The organism is Gracilibacillus sp. JCM 18860, assembly GCF_055395245.1.
Window position 1 is genome coordinate 2308557 of sequence record NZ_AP043868.1, and the last position, 13573, is coordinate 2322129.

Consider the following 13573-nt stretch of genomic DNA (forward strand, 5'->3'; position numbering starts at 1 on the left):
AAACCATAATTCAGAAAGGGTGTCCTTATGTTTAAACATTATACCATGAACCAAGTTGTTTTGCCTTTAGATTTAGAAGTTAAACTACGAAAAAATGATATTGCTTTTGCCATATGAATTAGTGGAAAGCATTCCGGAGGAAGCGTTCAAGAGTTTTCTACGAAAAACTGGTTGTCCTGCTTACCATCCTCGCATGATGCTGAAGATTATCTTATGCGGCTATACGCAGTCAGCTTTCTCAGGAAGAAAGATTGAAGCGATGTTAGTAGATAGTGTTCGAATGATGTGGTTAGCTCAAGGTCATGAACCAAGTTATCGTACCATTAATCGATTCCGTTCCAATCCTTTGGTTGAAGAATTACTAAGGGAATGCTTTGTTCAATTTCGTTCTCATTTAGTGAAAGAAGATTTAATTGAGGAAGAAGCTATTTTTATTGATGGCACAAAGATTGAAGCGAATGCAAATAAGTTTACGTTTGTGTGGCGGAAGTCTGTGGAGAAATACAGTTCTAGCCTGATTAAAAAGTCGAATCAAATGTATGATGAACTACTAGAGAAGCAAATCATCCCAGAAATAAAACGAGAAAATCTTGAGAAATTATCGACAGAAGAAATGGAAGAAGTAGTGGAAAAACTTGATGAAAAGATAAAAGAATATGATACAAGAATTGAAGAGAATAAAATTGTAAGTGAACGAAAACAATTACGTAGTGAACGGAAGCTACCAAAGCAATCTCGCAAGCACTTTATGGATTTTATACAGCGTAAACATAAATATCAAAAAGCTATGAAAATCTTTGGAGATCGCAACAGTTATTCCAAAACAGACCCAGATGCCACGTTTATGAGAATGAAAGATGATTATATGAAGAACGGTCAATTAAAAGCAGGCTATAATATACAGATCGCGACCGAAGGTCAGTATACTTTAGCCTATGATGTTTTTGCGAATCCTACGGATACGCGAACCTTCATTCCATTTCTCAATCATATAGAAAACAATTTCTTTGAATTACCTAAATACATTGTGGCCGACGCCGGATATGGTAGCGAGCAAAATTATGAAGATGTCATCGAACAAAGAAAAAGAATACCTCTCATTACATATAATCAATACCGAAAGGAGAAAAAAAAGAAGCATAAAAATAACGCTTTTCATGTAGATAATTGGGCATACAACAAGGAAGACGATACATATACATGTCCAAATGGCAAAAGAGTGTCGTTTAGCTATGTGTCTAATCGAACAGATAAATATGGTTATTCCCGACAGTACAAAGTGTATGAGTGTGAAGATTGTACTGATTGTCCTTTACGTTCACTTTGTACGAAAGCAAAAGAAGGAAATAATCGGAAAGTTCATTACAATGAAAAGTGGGAAACTCAAAAAGAATATGTGAGAGCGAAGCTTTCAGATGAGAAAACTGGTGAAATATACGGTAAACGTAAAATCGATGTGGAACCAGTTTTTGGATTCTTGAAGGCTAATTTGGGTTTCACACGAATGTCTTTAAGAGGCAAAGACAAAGTTAAAAATGAATTAGGATTTGCGTTTATGGCGGTAAACTTGAGAAAGTATACCGCCAAGGATGGAAAACTTTTGTTGAAAATAGAAAATAAACAAACAAAAAGTGTCTCTGAACAAAATAAATTGTTCAGAGACACTTTTTATACTTTTTTGGCTAGTTATGTCCCAGCCTCTTCTTTATGTATCAAGATTCAAGGATGTTAATAAGAAATTTAATACTTATATTGCAACATTTTCTAATAATAAATTTATAGAGGTGTCTCATGACAAAATTACGAAAGTCCTTATTGGTTACTGTTTCCGTACTTATTCTTCTATCCATAGGGTTATTATTCATAGTACCAAATACAAGAAACAAAGAGAATCCCGAAAATAAAACAGTTGCTGTCAAAAACAAATTTAATCCCCCTATAACCAATGTCCAAAATGTTGAAAACGAAAAAAATGTTCTTCAAATAAACAGCCTTTCCATGGGTCAAACCAGCAAGAATCAATTTTTCTAATTAAACACAATGAAAAAACTGAGAGTCATTATATTAAGAAAGAAGTAAACGTTACATTCAAGACTCTTCCCTCAACAAAGGAAATAAAAAGGATAACACAGGAGATAAATGGCACTATCATTAAAAAGCTAAATTCTACGATTGTTTTTCGTTCTAATACGCTTTCGACCAAGGAACTTATTGAATATTTTAACAGACAGGCTATGGTTGAATTTGCTGAACCCAATTATCTTCATCTGCAAAATCAAATTGGACTTCCTAATGATTTGCTATATAGAGAACAATGCCAATGGAACTTATCGGCAATTCAAGCAGAAGCAGGCTGGGATATCACCAAAGGGGATGAACATATCATTATTGCTGTTATAGACACTGGCGTTAATCTGGACCATCCTGATATGAGAAGACGAATTACAAATGGTTATAATGTACTGTTGAATAATAATTTCCCTGATGATGACAACGGGCATGGCACCCATGGAGCAGGATCTATAAATGTCAAGTTAATTATGTACAGTTTTGACTGTTTAAGAATGTACAATTTAATCCTTTTCTTTATCTAAATGATCTTTGATTCTGTAAGAATCACCTATGATATTTACCACTGTGGCGTGGTGTAAAACTCGATCTAAGATGGCATTAGCGAATTTTGAATCTTGAAAGACTTCATCCCACTGCTTGAAATTAACATTGGTGGTTAGGATGGTGCTTTTCTTCTCGTACCTCATATCAATGAGCTGGAAGAAGAGTTTGGCATCTTCTTGATCAATAGGAAGGTACCCTATCTCATCAATAATTAACAGTTTATACTTCCTGTAATGTTTCAAGCGAGCTTCCAATCTATTCTCGACCCGTGCTTTTTTTAGGTGTTGAATGAGTTCATGACATTTGATGAAATAAGTACTATTACGATTCTTAGCTGCTGCTATTCCGATTGATGTTGCCAAAGTTGCCAAATGTGTTTTACCAACTCCACTTGGCCCTAGAAAAACAATGTTTTCTTTATCTTCGATAAATCGCAATGTAGTAAAGTCTAATATCTGTTGTTTATTAACCGATGGCTGAAACTCAAAGTCAAAATCCTTCACCTCCTTTAAGTGAGGAAAAGCTGCGACTTTGACCATGGAACGCACCATATTTTGTTCACGTCGATCTATTTCATGGTTTGTCCACTTAACGAGCGTTTCGACAAAAGATTGTTGATTAGAGATTGCTGTATCAATAATGTCATCAAGATGTTCATGCATTTGTTTTAGCTTCAAATATTCGAGATTCTTAACGAGTTGCTGATAACTACTATTCATCTTTATAGACCTCCCCAATAGCCTCTAAATTTCTTTTTGACCATTCATCCGTATCAATACCTTCATACATATTCATAGATAAAACCATTTCATAATGTGATGGATCATAATTCAATTTCATTTGACTAATGGGGTGTCTAGCGATTAAGGCCGTGTTATAATAAACATGTATATGGTCATCATAAATTTGTAAACCGACGGTTTTTCCTTTGTATTCAGGTGGGACTGAATACTGGTTACTCTGATAAGTAATCATGCTTGATGGATTAACCTTTACAGGTTTATGAACGATTTTATATGAATCTCTTATAGATTTCCTGGGTAGGGGCTGTAGGAGATTCTTTTCTTGTTTAAAAGCCAATATAGGAATTTTTCCTGTTCCTTGGTGATAGCTATGATTAGCACGTTCACCTAATGTTTGTACGAATTCATGTAACTCTTCATAGTTCATTTGACCTTGATAAGCATGAATTTCGTCTAATAATTTCATGACATTTTCGGCTTTCCCTTTCGTTTGAGGTTTACCTGCCTCACATGGTTTAAGTTTAAATCCGAAATCCTTTGAGAAGTGATCGAACCGTTCGTTGACAACGCCTCTTGAATAAGCTGTTCTCGGATGGTCCATGACCGTTTTCATGTTATCCGTTAGAAGTATTTTAGGCGCCTCCCAATGCTTCAAATGTTTCTGTTAAAAAAGACAGGAGGACACTTTGCGATTTGGAAAGCGTTAGGTAAAAAGACTTGACCCGGAATGGGATAATAATAAGACAGCTACATTTACATAGATAATCTCTCCATCCCTCGTGATATACTTCATATTTTCTTTCCAATCAAATTGTGCTTGTTCTCCAGGTGGAGTTTCGAATCGTAACACAGGCTTAGCTGATGGTGTTCGTTTTCCGTTGGAAAAATAGGATTGAAACTCAGGTTTACTAGATATATAACTTCTAAAACGAGATTGTGAACAATCTAATCCATGATTATCTTTTAAGTACTGCCATAGCACCCGTTTATAATAAAAGACTTGCGGTGAATCTTCTGAAAGAAGAAGAGATATCACACCATAATAATCATCTATTTTAGACTTCCGACTTCTCGACTTACTAGAAACATATCCATTTAAATACTTATCGACTGTTCGTCGATCAACTTTTAGTTGTCGTGCTAGTTCACTCTTATTAATTTTCATCCCAAGACTCTCCATCATTAGTTTATATTTGGATAAGTCTGTCAGACTATCCACTTTAAAGTCCGTTGTTAAATTAATCGATAAATGCATTCTCCTCACCTCAAATTTAGTATGCATTTATCGATCAGAGTTGTACATTCTTAAATGATCATTTATGTACATTTATAAACTAGCATTTATACAGGATCATTGCATCGGTGTTTTTATCAAATATTTTTCCTTTTGATATATGATGTAAAAAGGGTTTGAATGATAGGTAATTCCCAAACACTTGCTTCTTTGTTTTTTCAGATAAATCTTGTTCATAATCCTCAACTCTCATCAGGTAATCATAGAAACCCTGGACACATGTTAAGATAGTGTTCACTGTTCGCTCTGATCTCTTAGCCTGGATTTGTTTAAGATGAATCACTTTTGTAGATTGATCAGGGTTTCTTAACCATGATACAAATTCCGCTAATAAATTAAAATCTACATCTTTTTACCCTCTAAAAACTGAAAGTAAAACTTCAAATGACGACAATATGCTCTTAAGGTATTTTCAGCTTTTCCTAGGTTGTCAAGATACTTAAGGTATTTGACAACAGGAAGAACAGGTGTGTTATTTTCTTCATCAATGAGTACATATCGTTTTTTATTATCAATTTGAATTTCTTGAACTTTCATCATCATCACCTCCAAAATAGATAATGATGCATTTCATTTATAGAAAATGAGATTGTAAATAATAACTTATTTTATAAGCGGAACCACTTTAATTATCCAGCTCTTTCTTACTCAAACTATTGGCTCCCAATTAATGGGATCGTGTCAACACCAATATTGCTTTCCATGGAGGACATTCTTCAATTACCTTCAAAAACAATACTAGCTGTCCTTGAATGTTCAGGGGATAAACGTAACCTTTTCGAACCTAAAGTATTTGGAGAACAATGGGAAAAGGGTGCTATAAGCCAAGGCTATTGGAAGGGTGTACCGTTACGAACCCTGCTGGAACTTTCCGGGATAAGGGAAGGATCAAAAGAAATTGTCGTAGAAGGATATGATTTTGGAGAAAGAACCGATCTAAATGAGGTTTTTACCTACGCTAGAAGTCTGCCTAAGAGAAGGCTATCCATCCTGATACCATTATTGCCTATGAATATAATAACCAGCCAATTCCGTTTAAACATGGTTATCCACTAAGATTAATTGTTCTACAGTGGTATGCAATGGCGTCTGTTAAATGGATAAAGCAGATTAGTGTTATTGATTTCTAATTTTAAAGGACCATTTCAAACAATCGATTATGTGTATTATCCTGATAAAGAAAATAATAAAGATGCCTACCCTGTTACTACAATAAATATAAACTCGACGATTCAAAAGCCTTTAGATAAGGAGACTTTAAATAATGGTAAGCATTTGATTAAAGGGATTCCTTGGGCAGGTAAAGGCTTTATTACAAAGTTGGAGATAAGTATCGACGGTGGGATTACTTGGCTAAATGCAATGTTAGAGTCAGCTAAAAATGCTGGTTATGGGTGGCAATCTTGGTCTTATGAGTGGACTGTACTGGACAAAGGTGAATATAAGATTATGACAAAAGCTACTGATTCTTATGATAGAACTCAACCAACCCTACCTTTCTGGAATAGAAAAGGTTACGGTTATAATGCAATTGATGAAATTTAAGATTGAATAGAAAGCTAAATAAAGAAGAGAATGTTGTATAGAATACCTAGTCCAGACCTAAATATCGGATAATGCGACTGTCTTAAGGTGTACAGCATGCACCCTTGATTAACTTACCTTTATTTAAGGCAGAAAGAAAAACAAGCCATTGTAATTATGATTAATTACAGTGGCTCTTTATTAAAGTTTACATATTGCTTTTTAAACGTTTTAAAATACGATAGTAATCATCCAAATCAATCCCTGGAGCGAATTGCTCTGGAAGTTCTGGAAAATCGGGTACAGGCGCACCTTCAGGCATTCCGTCAATTACATGCAGCCTTTCACCTGTTTCTGGGTTTGCACCTTTCCAAATTTGGTTGATATCACGATAATCCGCTTCTCCCCATGTATACAACACATTGTACAATCCTTGATCCATAAACTTTTTGGCATAATCAAACTTATTATTATCCAAACTTGGAACTGGAAGCATTTTACCCACATCCACACCTGTAGCTACTTCTAGTGCTTTTGCATAGGCAATAATATGAGTCCCACCTCTGACAAGCAAGTATCCGGTCATCTCTAAGGCAGTCGGATGGGTCGTCATTTCATACACACGCATTTTGTGGTTTCTAGCACCGATTTCCAATAAATAATTGGCGAGTAGATCTTCAACGAGCGTTCCACTGTTATTTACATACGACCCATTCCACGGTCTTCCCATCCCGTCACCTGGAAAAGCTGTTTGAGCAGTGGTTGTAAAATGTGTAGAATAACGGGCATCCTTTCCATTTTGCAGTGGGGCGGTATCAGGATTGCCAGGAATGGTATTGCCAATCGAAAGCAGATTAATTGCATTCGCTACTAATTCAACATGGCCAAATTCCTCCGCTGTAATACTTGCAATTAAATCATAAAAGGGCTTTAGCTTTTTTTTACCGCGGAAATTAAAGGATTGAAACATGTAATTGTTTAAGGTGGACATCTCACCGAATTTTCCACCCATTAATTCTTGTACAGCTGCAGCAGCATTCATATCGCCATGTTCTGGATATGGTAACTCAATGGCAATTTTATTCACGCGTTTCATCATAAGCTTTACACCTCCATCCGTAAACAATAATCATTTTCATCATATGTTGGATGGAGCTTGGCTTATTCTCACATCGTCGGATGAAACCAAATTATTTGTGCTGTACGTACATAGAATGGTGTCCCGCCCATCATGATGACGATATGATCAGGCATGACCTCTCGTAATACACCTCGTACAGAGCCGTGGGTCGTTTGAACAGCAAGGGATTGATTGTGAAGTCCCATTAAAGCTTGATAAACATACGGATCACTAAGTTTCCATTTTTCACTCATTTTCAACACACTCCTTTCATGAAGCCCATAGCAGTATATGCAAGGAAGTAAAAAAGTGCATTTGTCCAATTGGAATGTTGGTTTTCGGATTTATTCAGACATCCATTCTTTCATTAGAAAAAAATAAACCCAGATTCTGAATCCAAAATAAAAACACCTATGAAATAGTGTCAGGGCGTCTCAATCTTAATCCTTGTTTAACTTTTAAACACGAATAATGTGTAGAAGAAAGGGGATTTCCCCTTTCTATGAAAATTGCAGACTCATATAAAACTTTATTTCTTCTGCATCATCATACGTATAATGATTCATAAATTCTTTTAATGGAATATCATAATTGTACCGTACAAAACTTTCTAACTTTATTCTATCAAAAGTGTAGACTTTGTTGTCATAACTACATAAGGTAACTTCATCTTCTTGTATTCCTTCAAAAATATGGTTATATACCTCTCCGAATCCTTCTTTTACATCTTCCACTGTTTCAATATTTTCAATGCTCTTTATTAATAATTTATAAATGGTATGGCGATTATTCGATTGAAATAGCTCTAGTCGCATTTGGTCATCCATGCAGTTGAAAATAATATCCATTGTTTTTCCTCCTTTTGATAATCGGGGCAATGCTCCCCATGTTATTTATATTTCTTCTACAGACATGACATAGACTTTTAATTCCTCATTATCCAGCAATTCAGCAACCTCACATTCTAAATAAGCCCTTTATCCTCTAACCACTCTCTATCAAACTCGATTCTCACAATAGCCTGTTCCACTTTTAAACCTCCATTCCGCAATCATGCAAATAGTTATAGTTTCATCTGTCCCACCAATAGCTATCGTTTCCGTATTTTCATGTATGCATTTTTTGATTTTATTTTTCTTCATGGTATACCTCCTAGTTTCTTGAAGTAGGTTGCGACTAGCAACCTACTGATTATCAAATTGAATGTTTTGGATATAGTCACATGCTTTTTGTGCTTTCTGTGATGCCTTGACAATCAATGTATGATCATCTTTTAAAGCCCTTAGCCAAGATTGAATATAGCTTGCTGAGTTGTCTATCGTTTGGTTATCAATCCCTGTTACTCCGCATAAATGGAAGCACCTAACTCGGCTATTAATTCTTCTTTGCTATATCGCTCTGTGCCAAAACCATTGTGAGCTGTTATGCCTTCTCGGTTTAATCGGTTTTGATGCCCTGTACTGTGTACCATTTCATGAAATAATGTGCTGTAATACTCATGTACATTTTCAAATTCTTTCATAGGTGGTACATTTACTCGATCTTCAAACGGAAGAAGTAGCTACACCACCACTTATATAAATCACCCATGTTACATTTGTAAACGCTAGCAACAATTCCTCTAAAAAGGAAACACCAAACGGTAAGTGCAAATAAAGACCAAAATAATCAAATGGTCTATAAATCATACAAAAGGCAAAAACAATAAGAGAAAATACATCAACAAGAAAAATAGTAGAAGTTTTTAAGGAGACAAGTACCCGTGTATCGATTGCGTTAAAGGAGCAGTGGACAGATGATTCGCTATCACAGGTACAAGATGCGTTTGGTAGAGAGGAATCCAATGCCACGATTTTAATGGGATTAATTAAACACATTGTCCACCATCGCGGACAAATCACGGTATTAATGCGCCAAGCTGGTTTAAAGCCATTCGGAATTTATGGCCCACCAAAAGAGGATTGGGGTAAATTGGGTGTGGAGAATCCACCGCTTTAATCTCTATTGAAAAACTCCCCTCCGATTTACATTATCGGTGGGGAGCTGTTTTGTTTATGCCTTGATTTTGTTTTTCCTTTGGTTATAGAAATAACTAGCAAAGCCTAGCAATAGTAAGAGAAGACCAATGACCATTAGATTATATTGATTCGTTGCTGTGTTCGGTAAGGCTTTCTCTCGTTCTTCGCTAGTATGAACGAAGCCTTCTTGGTCACGGTTCATTTCCTTTTCCTCTATTTCAGATTCCCTTTCGCTATCTGTGATCTTTTCTTGATCTTCTGGAACGGGTTCGGTGGAAGCTTCCTCTAATGCACGAATTGCATTTTCAAGCTCTGCTAATGCCTGTTTTAATTCTTTATCTGTGGTGATCGTTGCGATAGATACTTCTGCTTGTTTGATTGCTTTTTGTAATGCTTGGAACGATGCTACAGTCACATCTCGTTTCTTCACTTTTTTGGCTTTTTCAATCAATTCATTTAATGCTGTTGTGTCAATGGTTTGTTGATAATCGGCTATCTTCTGTAATTGAAAGTCGTCTATTGTCCCCCATGCCCCAGGTTCTGCGGTGATACTAGCACCAATCGTTAAGCTTCCGTCTGTTACGAGAATTTCTTCCATTATCGGAGTTTTCCAGTTCACCCAGCCATCTACTGCTGTATTTACTCGATAATTCCTTTCACTGGTAGAGGCAAAAAGAAACATCTCTGCATCTTCAGCATCTCCACCTTGAAGCGACATCGATAGACGATAATATCCTGGTTCTAGCCCAGTAACTGTTTGTTCTATTTTGAAATCGATGTTTGAATCTGACCAGAAATCTAACGAATAATTACCTGTTTTGGAATTAGACTTATTTTCCTTTATCGATGCATGTGGTGGTAATCCATTAGCAAAGGTGAGATTCCACATACTTGTATCCGCATCTTCAAAGCTAGGATTCTGGACATAATTTTTCGATTGAATCGTTAGATAGGCTTGTACGGTTAGACCACCATCAATCGTTCCCGTAATGGTGTAGCTACCTTCACCGCCAGCCTTAGCTTTTTCTAAGGCTTCTTGATCCCAACTCACCTCTATTGCTTCTTCACTGCCATCATTATAGAGGACGGTAACTGTGCTGGGTAAGGTAATTTCTTCTCCAAGATGATAGCTAAGGGAAATATCATCAATTTGATCTATTTGCCTTTCACTAATAGCACCAGTATCTAAGTATTTAAAAACATTTAAGGAAGGTAAAGGTTTTCCGTAGAAATCAAATAATGCTTGATTATCTACAGCACTACCACCATACCACTCCCCTGCATCTTCTGGGTCGTATTCAGCTGCATAGCTTGTCGCCCATCCTGATCCGTATTTTTCCCACAATGCTTGATTGGACTCTATGTCTATATGATCTGGATCACCAACTGGAAGCCAGGCTGGTTCCCAATAAAAGACACCAATCCCTGCTTCCCCTACGTTCACCACTGCTTCGAATACGTCTCTTAATGCATTGGCTTGTCCTTGAACACTAATAGGGTAATTTAAGGTTTGGCCACTGTCCTTTGGCGCTGTGTTTCCATGACCATCGCCATCTTCTTCTGTATAAGTATAAGAGGTTTCAGCAACCATTACCTGTTTATCATAAGTATCTGCCACATGTTTAAGCACATTGGTTAAATTTTCTAAGCTGCCGTGCCAGAATGGATAATAGGAGCTTGCAAAAACATCATAATCCACTTCATTTTCTGCTAATGTCTGGGCAATGTTGGCATAGCGGCCAGTTGTTTCTGGGTTGGTGAAATGTAAAGCGATTAAAATATTGGGATCTATTTCCCTAATTGCTCGACTGCCTTCATTAAAAAGTGCAGACATATGTGTCCAATCATCTTCACCTGCAATGCCTCCATTTGTTTCATTTCCTACTTGCACCATTCCTATATCAATGCCTTGATTTAATATTGCTTGTAGACTATCCTTCGTATATTGATAGAGAGCTTGCTTCTTGTCTTCAAGGCTTAGTCCCTGCCATGCTTTTGGTGCTTGTTGTTTCGCAGGATCTGCCCAAAAGTCGGAATAGTGGAAGTCAACTAAAAGCTTCATTCCATTTGCAGTCGCCCTTTTTCCAATTTCTATGGCCTTGTCTAAATCATTATTTCCACCACCATAACCATTTCCCTCTGCATCATATGGATTATTCCACACTCTAACGCGAACATAATTGACGCCAGATTCGGCTAATGTTGTAAAGATATCCTGCTTTTGGCCTTTCTCATTATAAAACGTAACACCACTTTGCTCTAAGGAAAGGATACTAGAAACATCCACCCCTTTAATAAAATCCTTAGCTATACCTTCTACACGTTCCACAAAAATATCAGCTGGAACAGGTTGTGGGGTTTGTTCATCTATGCTGACTAATTGGAAATTGTCTAGGTTCCCCCATGCGTTCGGCTTTCCCGAAATAGTAGCCCCAACCTTCAAGTCTTTTGTATCCTCTGTCACTTCAAATGTAAGACTATTCGTTTCCCAATTGCCCCAACCAGTTGTTGCTACTGGATCAGCCTTATTGGAGCCAGCAAAAAGCGCAACCTCACCAGCTTCGTTTTTTGAGCCACCCATCGAACGAACGGATAATTGGTAGCTACCGGCTGGTAAGGAAGAAACTACTTGGCTAATGGTGAAGGATTCTTCTTCTGTTGCCGTATCCTTTACCCAGTAATTAACAGCATGTCCTTCGACAGAGTCTTCGCCAGTTGCATTGATTGTTATATTGTCCCAGTTGACTTCACTCACCTGCCAGGATGCATCCTGATAGAAATCTGTTTCAAATCCCCCATTGGTTAATAAATTATTCTCTATTACTGCTGCTACCTCTATATGTTGTAAATGAGATGATCCAAACAAGAGAGTAAGTACAAGAATAATTGCAAAAACTTGCTTCACTTTCTTCATTCCGATATTCCCCCTTCTTCTTTATCTATTTATTATAAAGCGGTTTCATTTTGTTTGATATATCAAATTATTCGTCATTACTTTCAGAAATTGAATGCTTTGGGATCGAAAGGGGAGGGAATTTCTTACAGGCTAAATACACCTTCGGGCTTATCATTAAAGTGCTGGAACTGAGTTTTTTGGATTTTGTTTGGTAACATGTTGAGTTCATTTAATTAGATTGTGTATTTGGATGAATTATTGTGAGTTTATCTAGTTTTATTGTGGCTTCTGGTTGCGTTATTGTGAGTTCGACTAGTTTTTTTGGCCTCGAGTTCGGTTCATAGGAAAAATGGTGCGCTGTGAACACACCTTTAATGAATCTCCTTTAAAACCTCTTTCAACCGATCAGGGTAATTCGTAAAAAGGCCTGTTGCACCCCATTCCAGTAGCTGCACCATTTGTTCTTTTTCATTCACCGTATAGACATGTAAGAGGAGCTCTGCATCTCGCACCATCGAGGCAAATTTTCTATCAACTAACTTCGCATTTACCCCAACTCCTGAGGCATATTCCTTTATTTTTTCCAACTGTTTTTTGGTAATAGCTTCCCCCTTCAACTGAATCAGAGGTATCGAAGGGGCTCTTTGATGAATTTGCTGTAGGCTCTCTTCACTAAAGGATTGAATAATAACAGATCCTTCCCGATTATTCGGGTCTAACAGATCATACTTTTTCAATGTTTTTAGTAATGAAGAGATCATACCTGGAGACTGAGATGGTTGTTTAATCTCTATATAATAATTCGCTTTCTTCCCAAAATGCTCGAATATTTCATCTAATGTAGGGACTTTTAATCCAACAAAATCTTTATTCGCTTTATCTGGATTGTTCTGATTATACCAAGCACCCGCATCAAGCTTCTGAAGTTCTGCTAATGTATACTCACTTACTAAACCACTTCCGTCCGTAGTTCGCGAAACATCGGGATCATGCATGGAAACAAGTCTGCCATCCTTCGTCATTTGCAAATCAATTTCCAAATAGTCGACTCCGATTTCCATTGCAAGCTGATAGGCCTTCATCGTATGCTCCGGTGCATGACCAGAAGCCCCACGGTGGGCAATGTTCAGCATTCGATTAGGGGACAACAAAGAGTCCTCTGTCCTATTCATTACAGTTACAGCTTCCTCCTTTTTCCCATCCCATATTGTATTTATCAACAAAAACATGAGTAAGATTATGATCCAACTTAACGATTTCCTCAAACAAACACCTTCTATAAGTAAGTATTTCAATCACTATTATAGCTATTTTTGTCCAAACAGAAAGAAAATATGAAATCTTTTACGAAAGCTTTACAGT

General features: G+C 36.9%; 14 protein-coding genes and 5 pseudogenes. 8 read left to right on the forward strand and 11 right to left on the reverse strand.

The genetic code is table 11. The annotated features are described in order from the left end of the window. The first annotated feature begins 27 nt into the window (after positions 1-27). From ACZ5R4_RS11650 to ACZ5R4_RS11665, 4 genes and pseudogenes are all read left to right on the forward strand, one after another. A pseudogene (locus ACZ5R4_RS11650) lies at positions 28-1904 on the forward strand (IS1182 family transposase). Further along, complete coding sequence (locus tag ACZ5R4_RS11655) at positions 1792-2031, forward strand: hypothetical protein (protein ID WP_464368525.1); 240 nt, start codon at positions 1792-1794, stop codon at positions 2029-2031. The pseudogene ACZ5R4_RS11650 and the gene ACZ5R4_RS11655 overlap by 113 nt, the downstream one beginning before the upstream one ends. A gap of 32 nt (positions 2032-2063) precedes the next feature. Further along, positions 2064-2198 (forward strand): annotated as a pseudogene (locus ACZ5R4_RS11660) (hypothetical protein); the annotation flags it as partial. A gap of 36 nt (positions 2199-2234) precedes the next feature. Continuing rightward, complete coding sequence (locus tag ACZ5R4_RS11665; RefSeq protein WP_464367335.1) at positions 2235-2594, forward strand: S8 family serine peptidase; 360 nt, start codon at positions 2235-2237, stop codon at positions 2592-2594. Here the strand turns inward: ACZ5R4_RS11665 and istB are convergent. The 3 genes and pseudogenes from istB to ACZ5R4_RS11680 all read right to left on the reverse strand — a co-directional run bounded on the left by istB (position 2574) and on the right by ACZ5R4_RS11680 (position 5190). Then, positions 2574-3335, reverse strand: a complete 762-nt coding sequence (gene istB / locus ACZ5R4_RS11670; RefSeq protein ID WP_054860080.1) for an IS21-like element helper ATPase IstB — start codon at positions 3333-3335, stop codon at positions 2574-2576. The genes ACZ5R4_RS11665 and istB overlap by 21 nt on opposite strands. Continuing rightward, positions 3328-4614 (reverse strand): annotated as a pseudogene (gene istA, locus ACZ5R4_RS11675) (IS21 family transposase). Before istA ends, istB begins: the two are co-directional and overlap by 8 nt. 381 nt (positions 4615-4995) lie before the next feature. Continuing rightward, on the reverse strand, positions 4996-5190 hold the full coding sequence (locus tag ACZ5R4_RS11680; RefSeq protein ID WP_054860078.1) for a hypothetical protein: 195 nt from the start codon (positions 5188-5190) through the stop codon (positions 4996-4998). 51 nt (positions 5191-5241) lie between these two features. On the opposite strand from ACZ5R4_RS11680, the gene ACZ5R4_RS11685 reads away from it, so the two are divergent. From ACZ5R4_RS11685 to ACZ5R4_RS11695, 3 genes are read left to right on the forward strand one after another with little or no spacing between them, the layout of a single operon-like run. After that, positions 5242-5709, forward strand: a complete 468-nt coding sequence (locus ACZ5R4_RS11685; protein ID WP_464368490.1) for a molybdopterin-dependent oxidoreductase — start codon at positions 5242-5244, stop codon at positions 5707-5709. Further along, positions 5682-5783 (forward strand): molybdopterin-dependent oxidoreductase, encoded by a 102-nt coding sequence (locus ACZ5R4_RS11690; protein ID WP_277679126.1) that lies wholly within the window; start codon positions 5682-5684, stop codon positions 5781-5783. The genes ACZ5R4_RS11685 and ACZ5R4_RS11690 overlap by 28 nt, the downstream gene beginning before the upstream one ends. Further along, positions 5773-6198 carry a molybdopterin-binding protein gene (locus tag ACZ5R4_RS11695; RefSeq protein WP_277679109.1) on the forward strand — a complete coding sequence of 142 codons (426 nt, stop codon included), beginning with the start codon at positions 5773-5775 and terminating at the stop codon, positions 6196-6198. The genes ACZ5R4_RS11690 and ACZ5R4_RS11695 overlap by 11 nt, the downstream gene beginning before the upstream one ends. A 187-nt stretch (positions 6199-6385) precedes the next feature. Here the strand turns inward: ACZ5R4_RS11695 and ACZ5R4_RS11700 are convergent, their stop codons facing one another. The 6 genes and pseudogenes from ACZ5R4_RS11700 to ACZ5R4_RS11725 form a co-directional block, all read right to left on the reverse strand. Then, entirely contained in the window at positions 6386-7276 is an 891-nt protein-coding gene (locus ACZ5R4_RS11700; RefSeq protein ID WP_041054396.1) for a manganese catalase family protein, read from the reverse strand. Positions 7277-7344: 68 nt separating this feature from the next. Further along, positions 7345-7551, reverse strand: a complete 207-nt coding sequence (locus tag ACZ5R4_RS11705) for a YuzF family protein (protein WP_042977813.1) — start codon at positions 7549-7551, stop codon at positions 7345-7347. A 246-nt stretch (positions 7552-7797) separates the two neighbouring features. Beyond that, positions 7798-8145 carry a hypothetical protein gene (locus ACZ5R4_RS11710; RefSeq protein WP_054860077.1) on the reverse strand — a complete coding sequence of 116 codons (348 nt, stop codon included), beginning with the start codon at positions 8143-8145 and terminating at the stop codon, positions 7798-7800. 150 nt (positions 8146-8295) lie between these two features. Beyond that, positions 8296-8439 (reverse strand): hypothetical protein, encoded by a 144-nt coding sequence (locus ACZ5R4_RS11715; RefSeq protein WP_277679110.1) that lies wholly within the window; start codon positions 8437-8439, stop codon positions 8296-8298. Between the two features lie 42 nt (positions 8440-8481). Next, positions 8482-8819, reverse strand: a pseudogene (locus ACZ5R4_RS11720) (zincin-like metallopeptidase domain-containing protein). Between the two features lie 22 nt (positions 8820-8841). Further along, positions 8842-9147 (reverse strand): hypothetical protein, encoded by a 306-nt coding sequence (locus tag ACZ5R4_RS11725; protein WP_464367336.1) that lies wholly within the window; start codon positions 9145-9147, stop codon positions 8842-8844. On the opposite strand from ACZ5R4_RS11725, the pseudogene ACZ5R4_RS11730 reads away from it, so the two are divergent. Next, positions 9035-9295, forward strand: a pseudogene (locus ACZ5R4_RS11730) (DinB family protein); the annotation flags it as partial. The gene ACZ5R4_RS11725 and the pseudogene ACZ5R4_RS11730 sit on opposite strands and share 113 nt — an antisense overlap. A gap of 54 nt (positions 9296-9349) precedes the next feature. On the opposite strand, the gene ACZ5R4_RS11735 reads toward ACZ5R4_RS11730, so the two are convergent. Both ACZ5R4_RS11735 and ACZ5R4_RS11740 read right to left on the reverse strand, forming a co-directional pair. Next, on the reverse strand, positions 9350-12229 hold the full coding sequence (locus tag ACZ5R4_RS11735) for a glycosyl hydrolase 53 family protein (protein WP_464367337.1): 2880 nt from the start codon (positions 12227-12229) through the stop codon (positions 9350-9352). A 353-nt stretch (positions 12230-12582) separates the two neighbouring features. Next, positions 12583-13383, reverse strand: a complete 801-nt coding sequence (locus ACZ5R4_RS11740; RefSeq protein ID WP_181397413.1) for a glycerophosphodiester phosphodiesterase — start codon at positions 13381-13383, stop codon at positions 12583-12585. Positions 13384-13573 lie beyond the last annotated feature (190 nt).

Excerpts from the sequence above, each read along its gene's own strand:
- ACZ5R4_RS11655 (WP_464368525.1), top strand. The coding sequence starts at position 1,792 with ATGACAAAATTACGAAAGTCCTTATTGGTTACTGTTTCCGTACTTATT.
- ACZ5R4_RS11665 (WP_464367335.1), top strand. The coding sequence starts at position 2,235 with ATGGTTGAATTTGCTGAACCCAATTATCTTCATCTGCAAAATCAAATT.
- istB (WP_054860080.1), bottom strand. The coding sequence starts at position 3,335 with ATGAATAGTAGTTATCAGCAACTCGTTAAGAATCTCGAATATTTGAAG.
- ACZ5R4_RS11680 (WP_054860078.1), bottom strand. The coding sequence starts at position 5,190 with ATGAAAGTTCAAGAAATTCAAATTGATAATAAAAAACGATATGTACTC.
- ACZ5R4_RS11700 (WP_041054396.1), bottom strand. The coding sequence starts at position 7,276 with ATGATGAAACGCGTGAATAAAATTGCCATTGAGTTACCATATCCAGAA.
- ACZ5R4_RS11705 (WP_042977813.1), bottom strand. The coding sequence starts at position 7,551 with ATGAGTGAAAAATGGAAACTTAGTGATCCGTATGTTTATCAAGCTTTA.
- ACZ5R4_RS11710 (WP_054860077.1), bottom strand. The coding sequence starts at position 8,145 with ATGGATATTATTTTCAACTGCATGGATGACCAAATGCGACTAGAGCTA.
- ACZ5R4_RS11715 (WP_277679110.1), bottom strand. The coding sequence starts at position 8,439 with ATGAAGAAAAATAAAATCAAAAAATGCATACATGAAAATACGGAAACG.
- ACZ5R4_RS11735 (WP_464367337.1), bottom strand. The coding sequence starts at position 12,229 with ATGAAGAAAGTGAAGCAAGTTTTTGCAATTATTCTTGTACTTACTCTC.
- ACZ5R4_RS11740 (WP_181397413.1), bottom strand. The coding sequence starts at position 13,383 with ATGAATAGGACAGAGGACTCTTTGTTGTCCCCTAATCGAATGCTGAAC.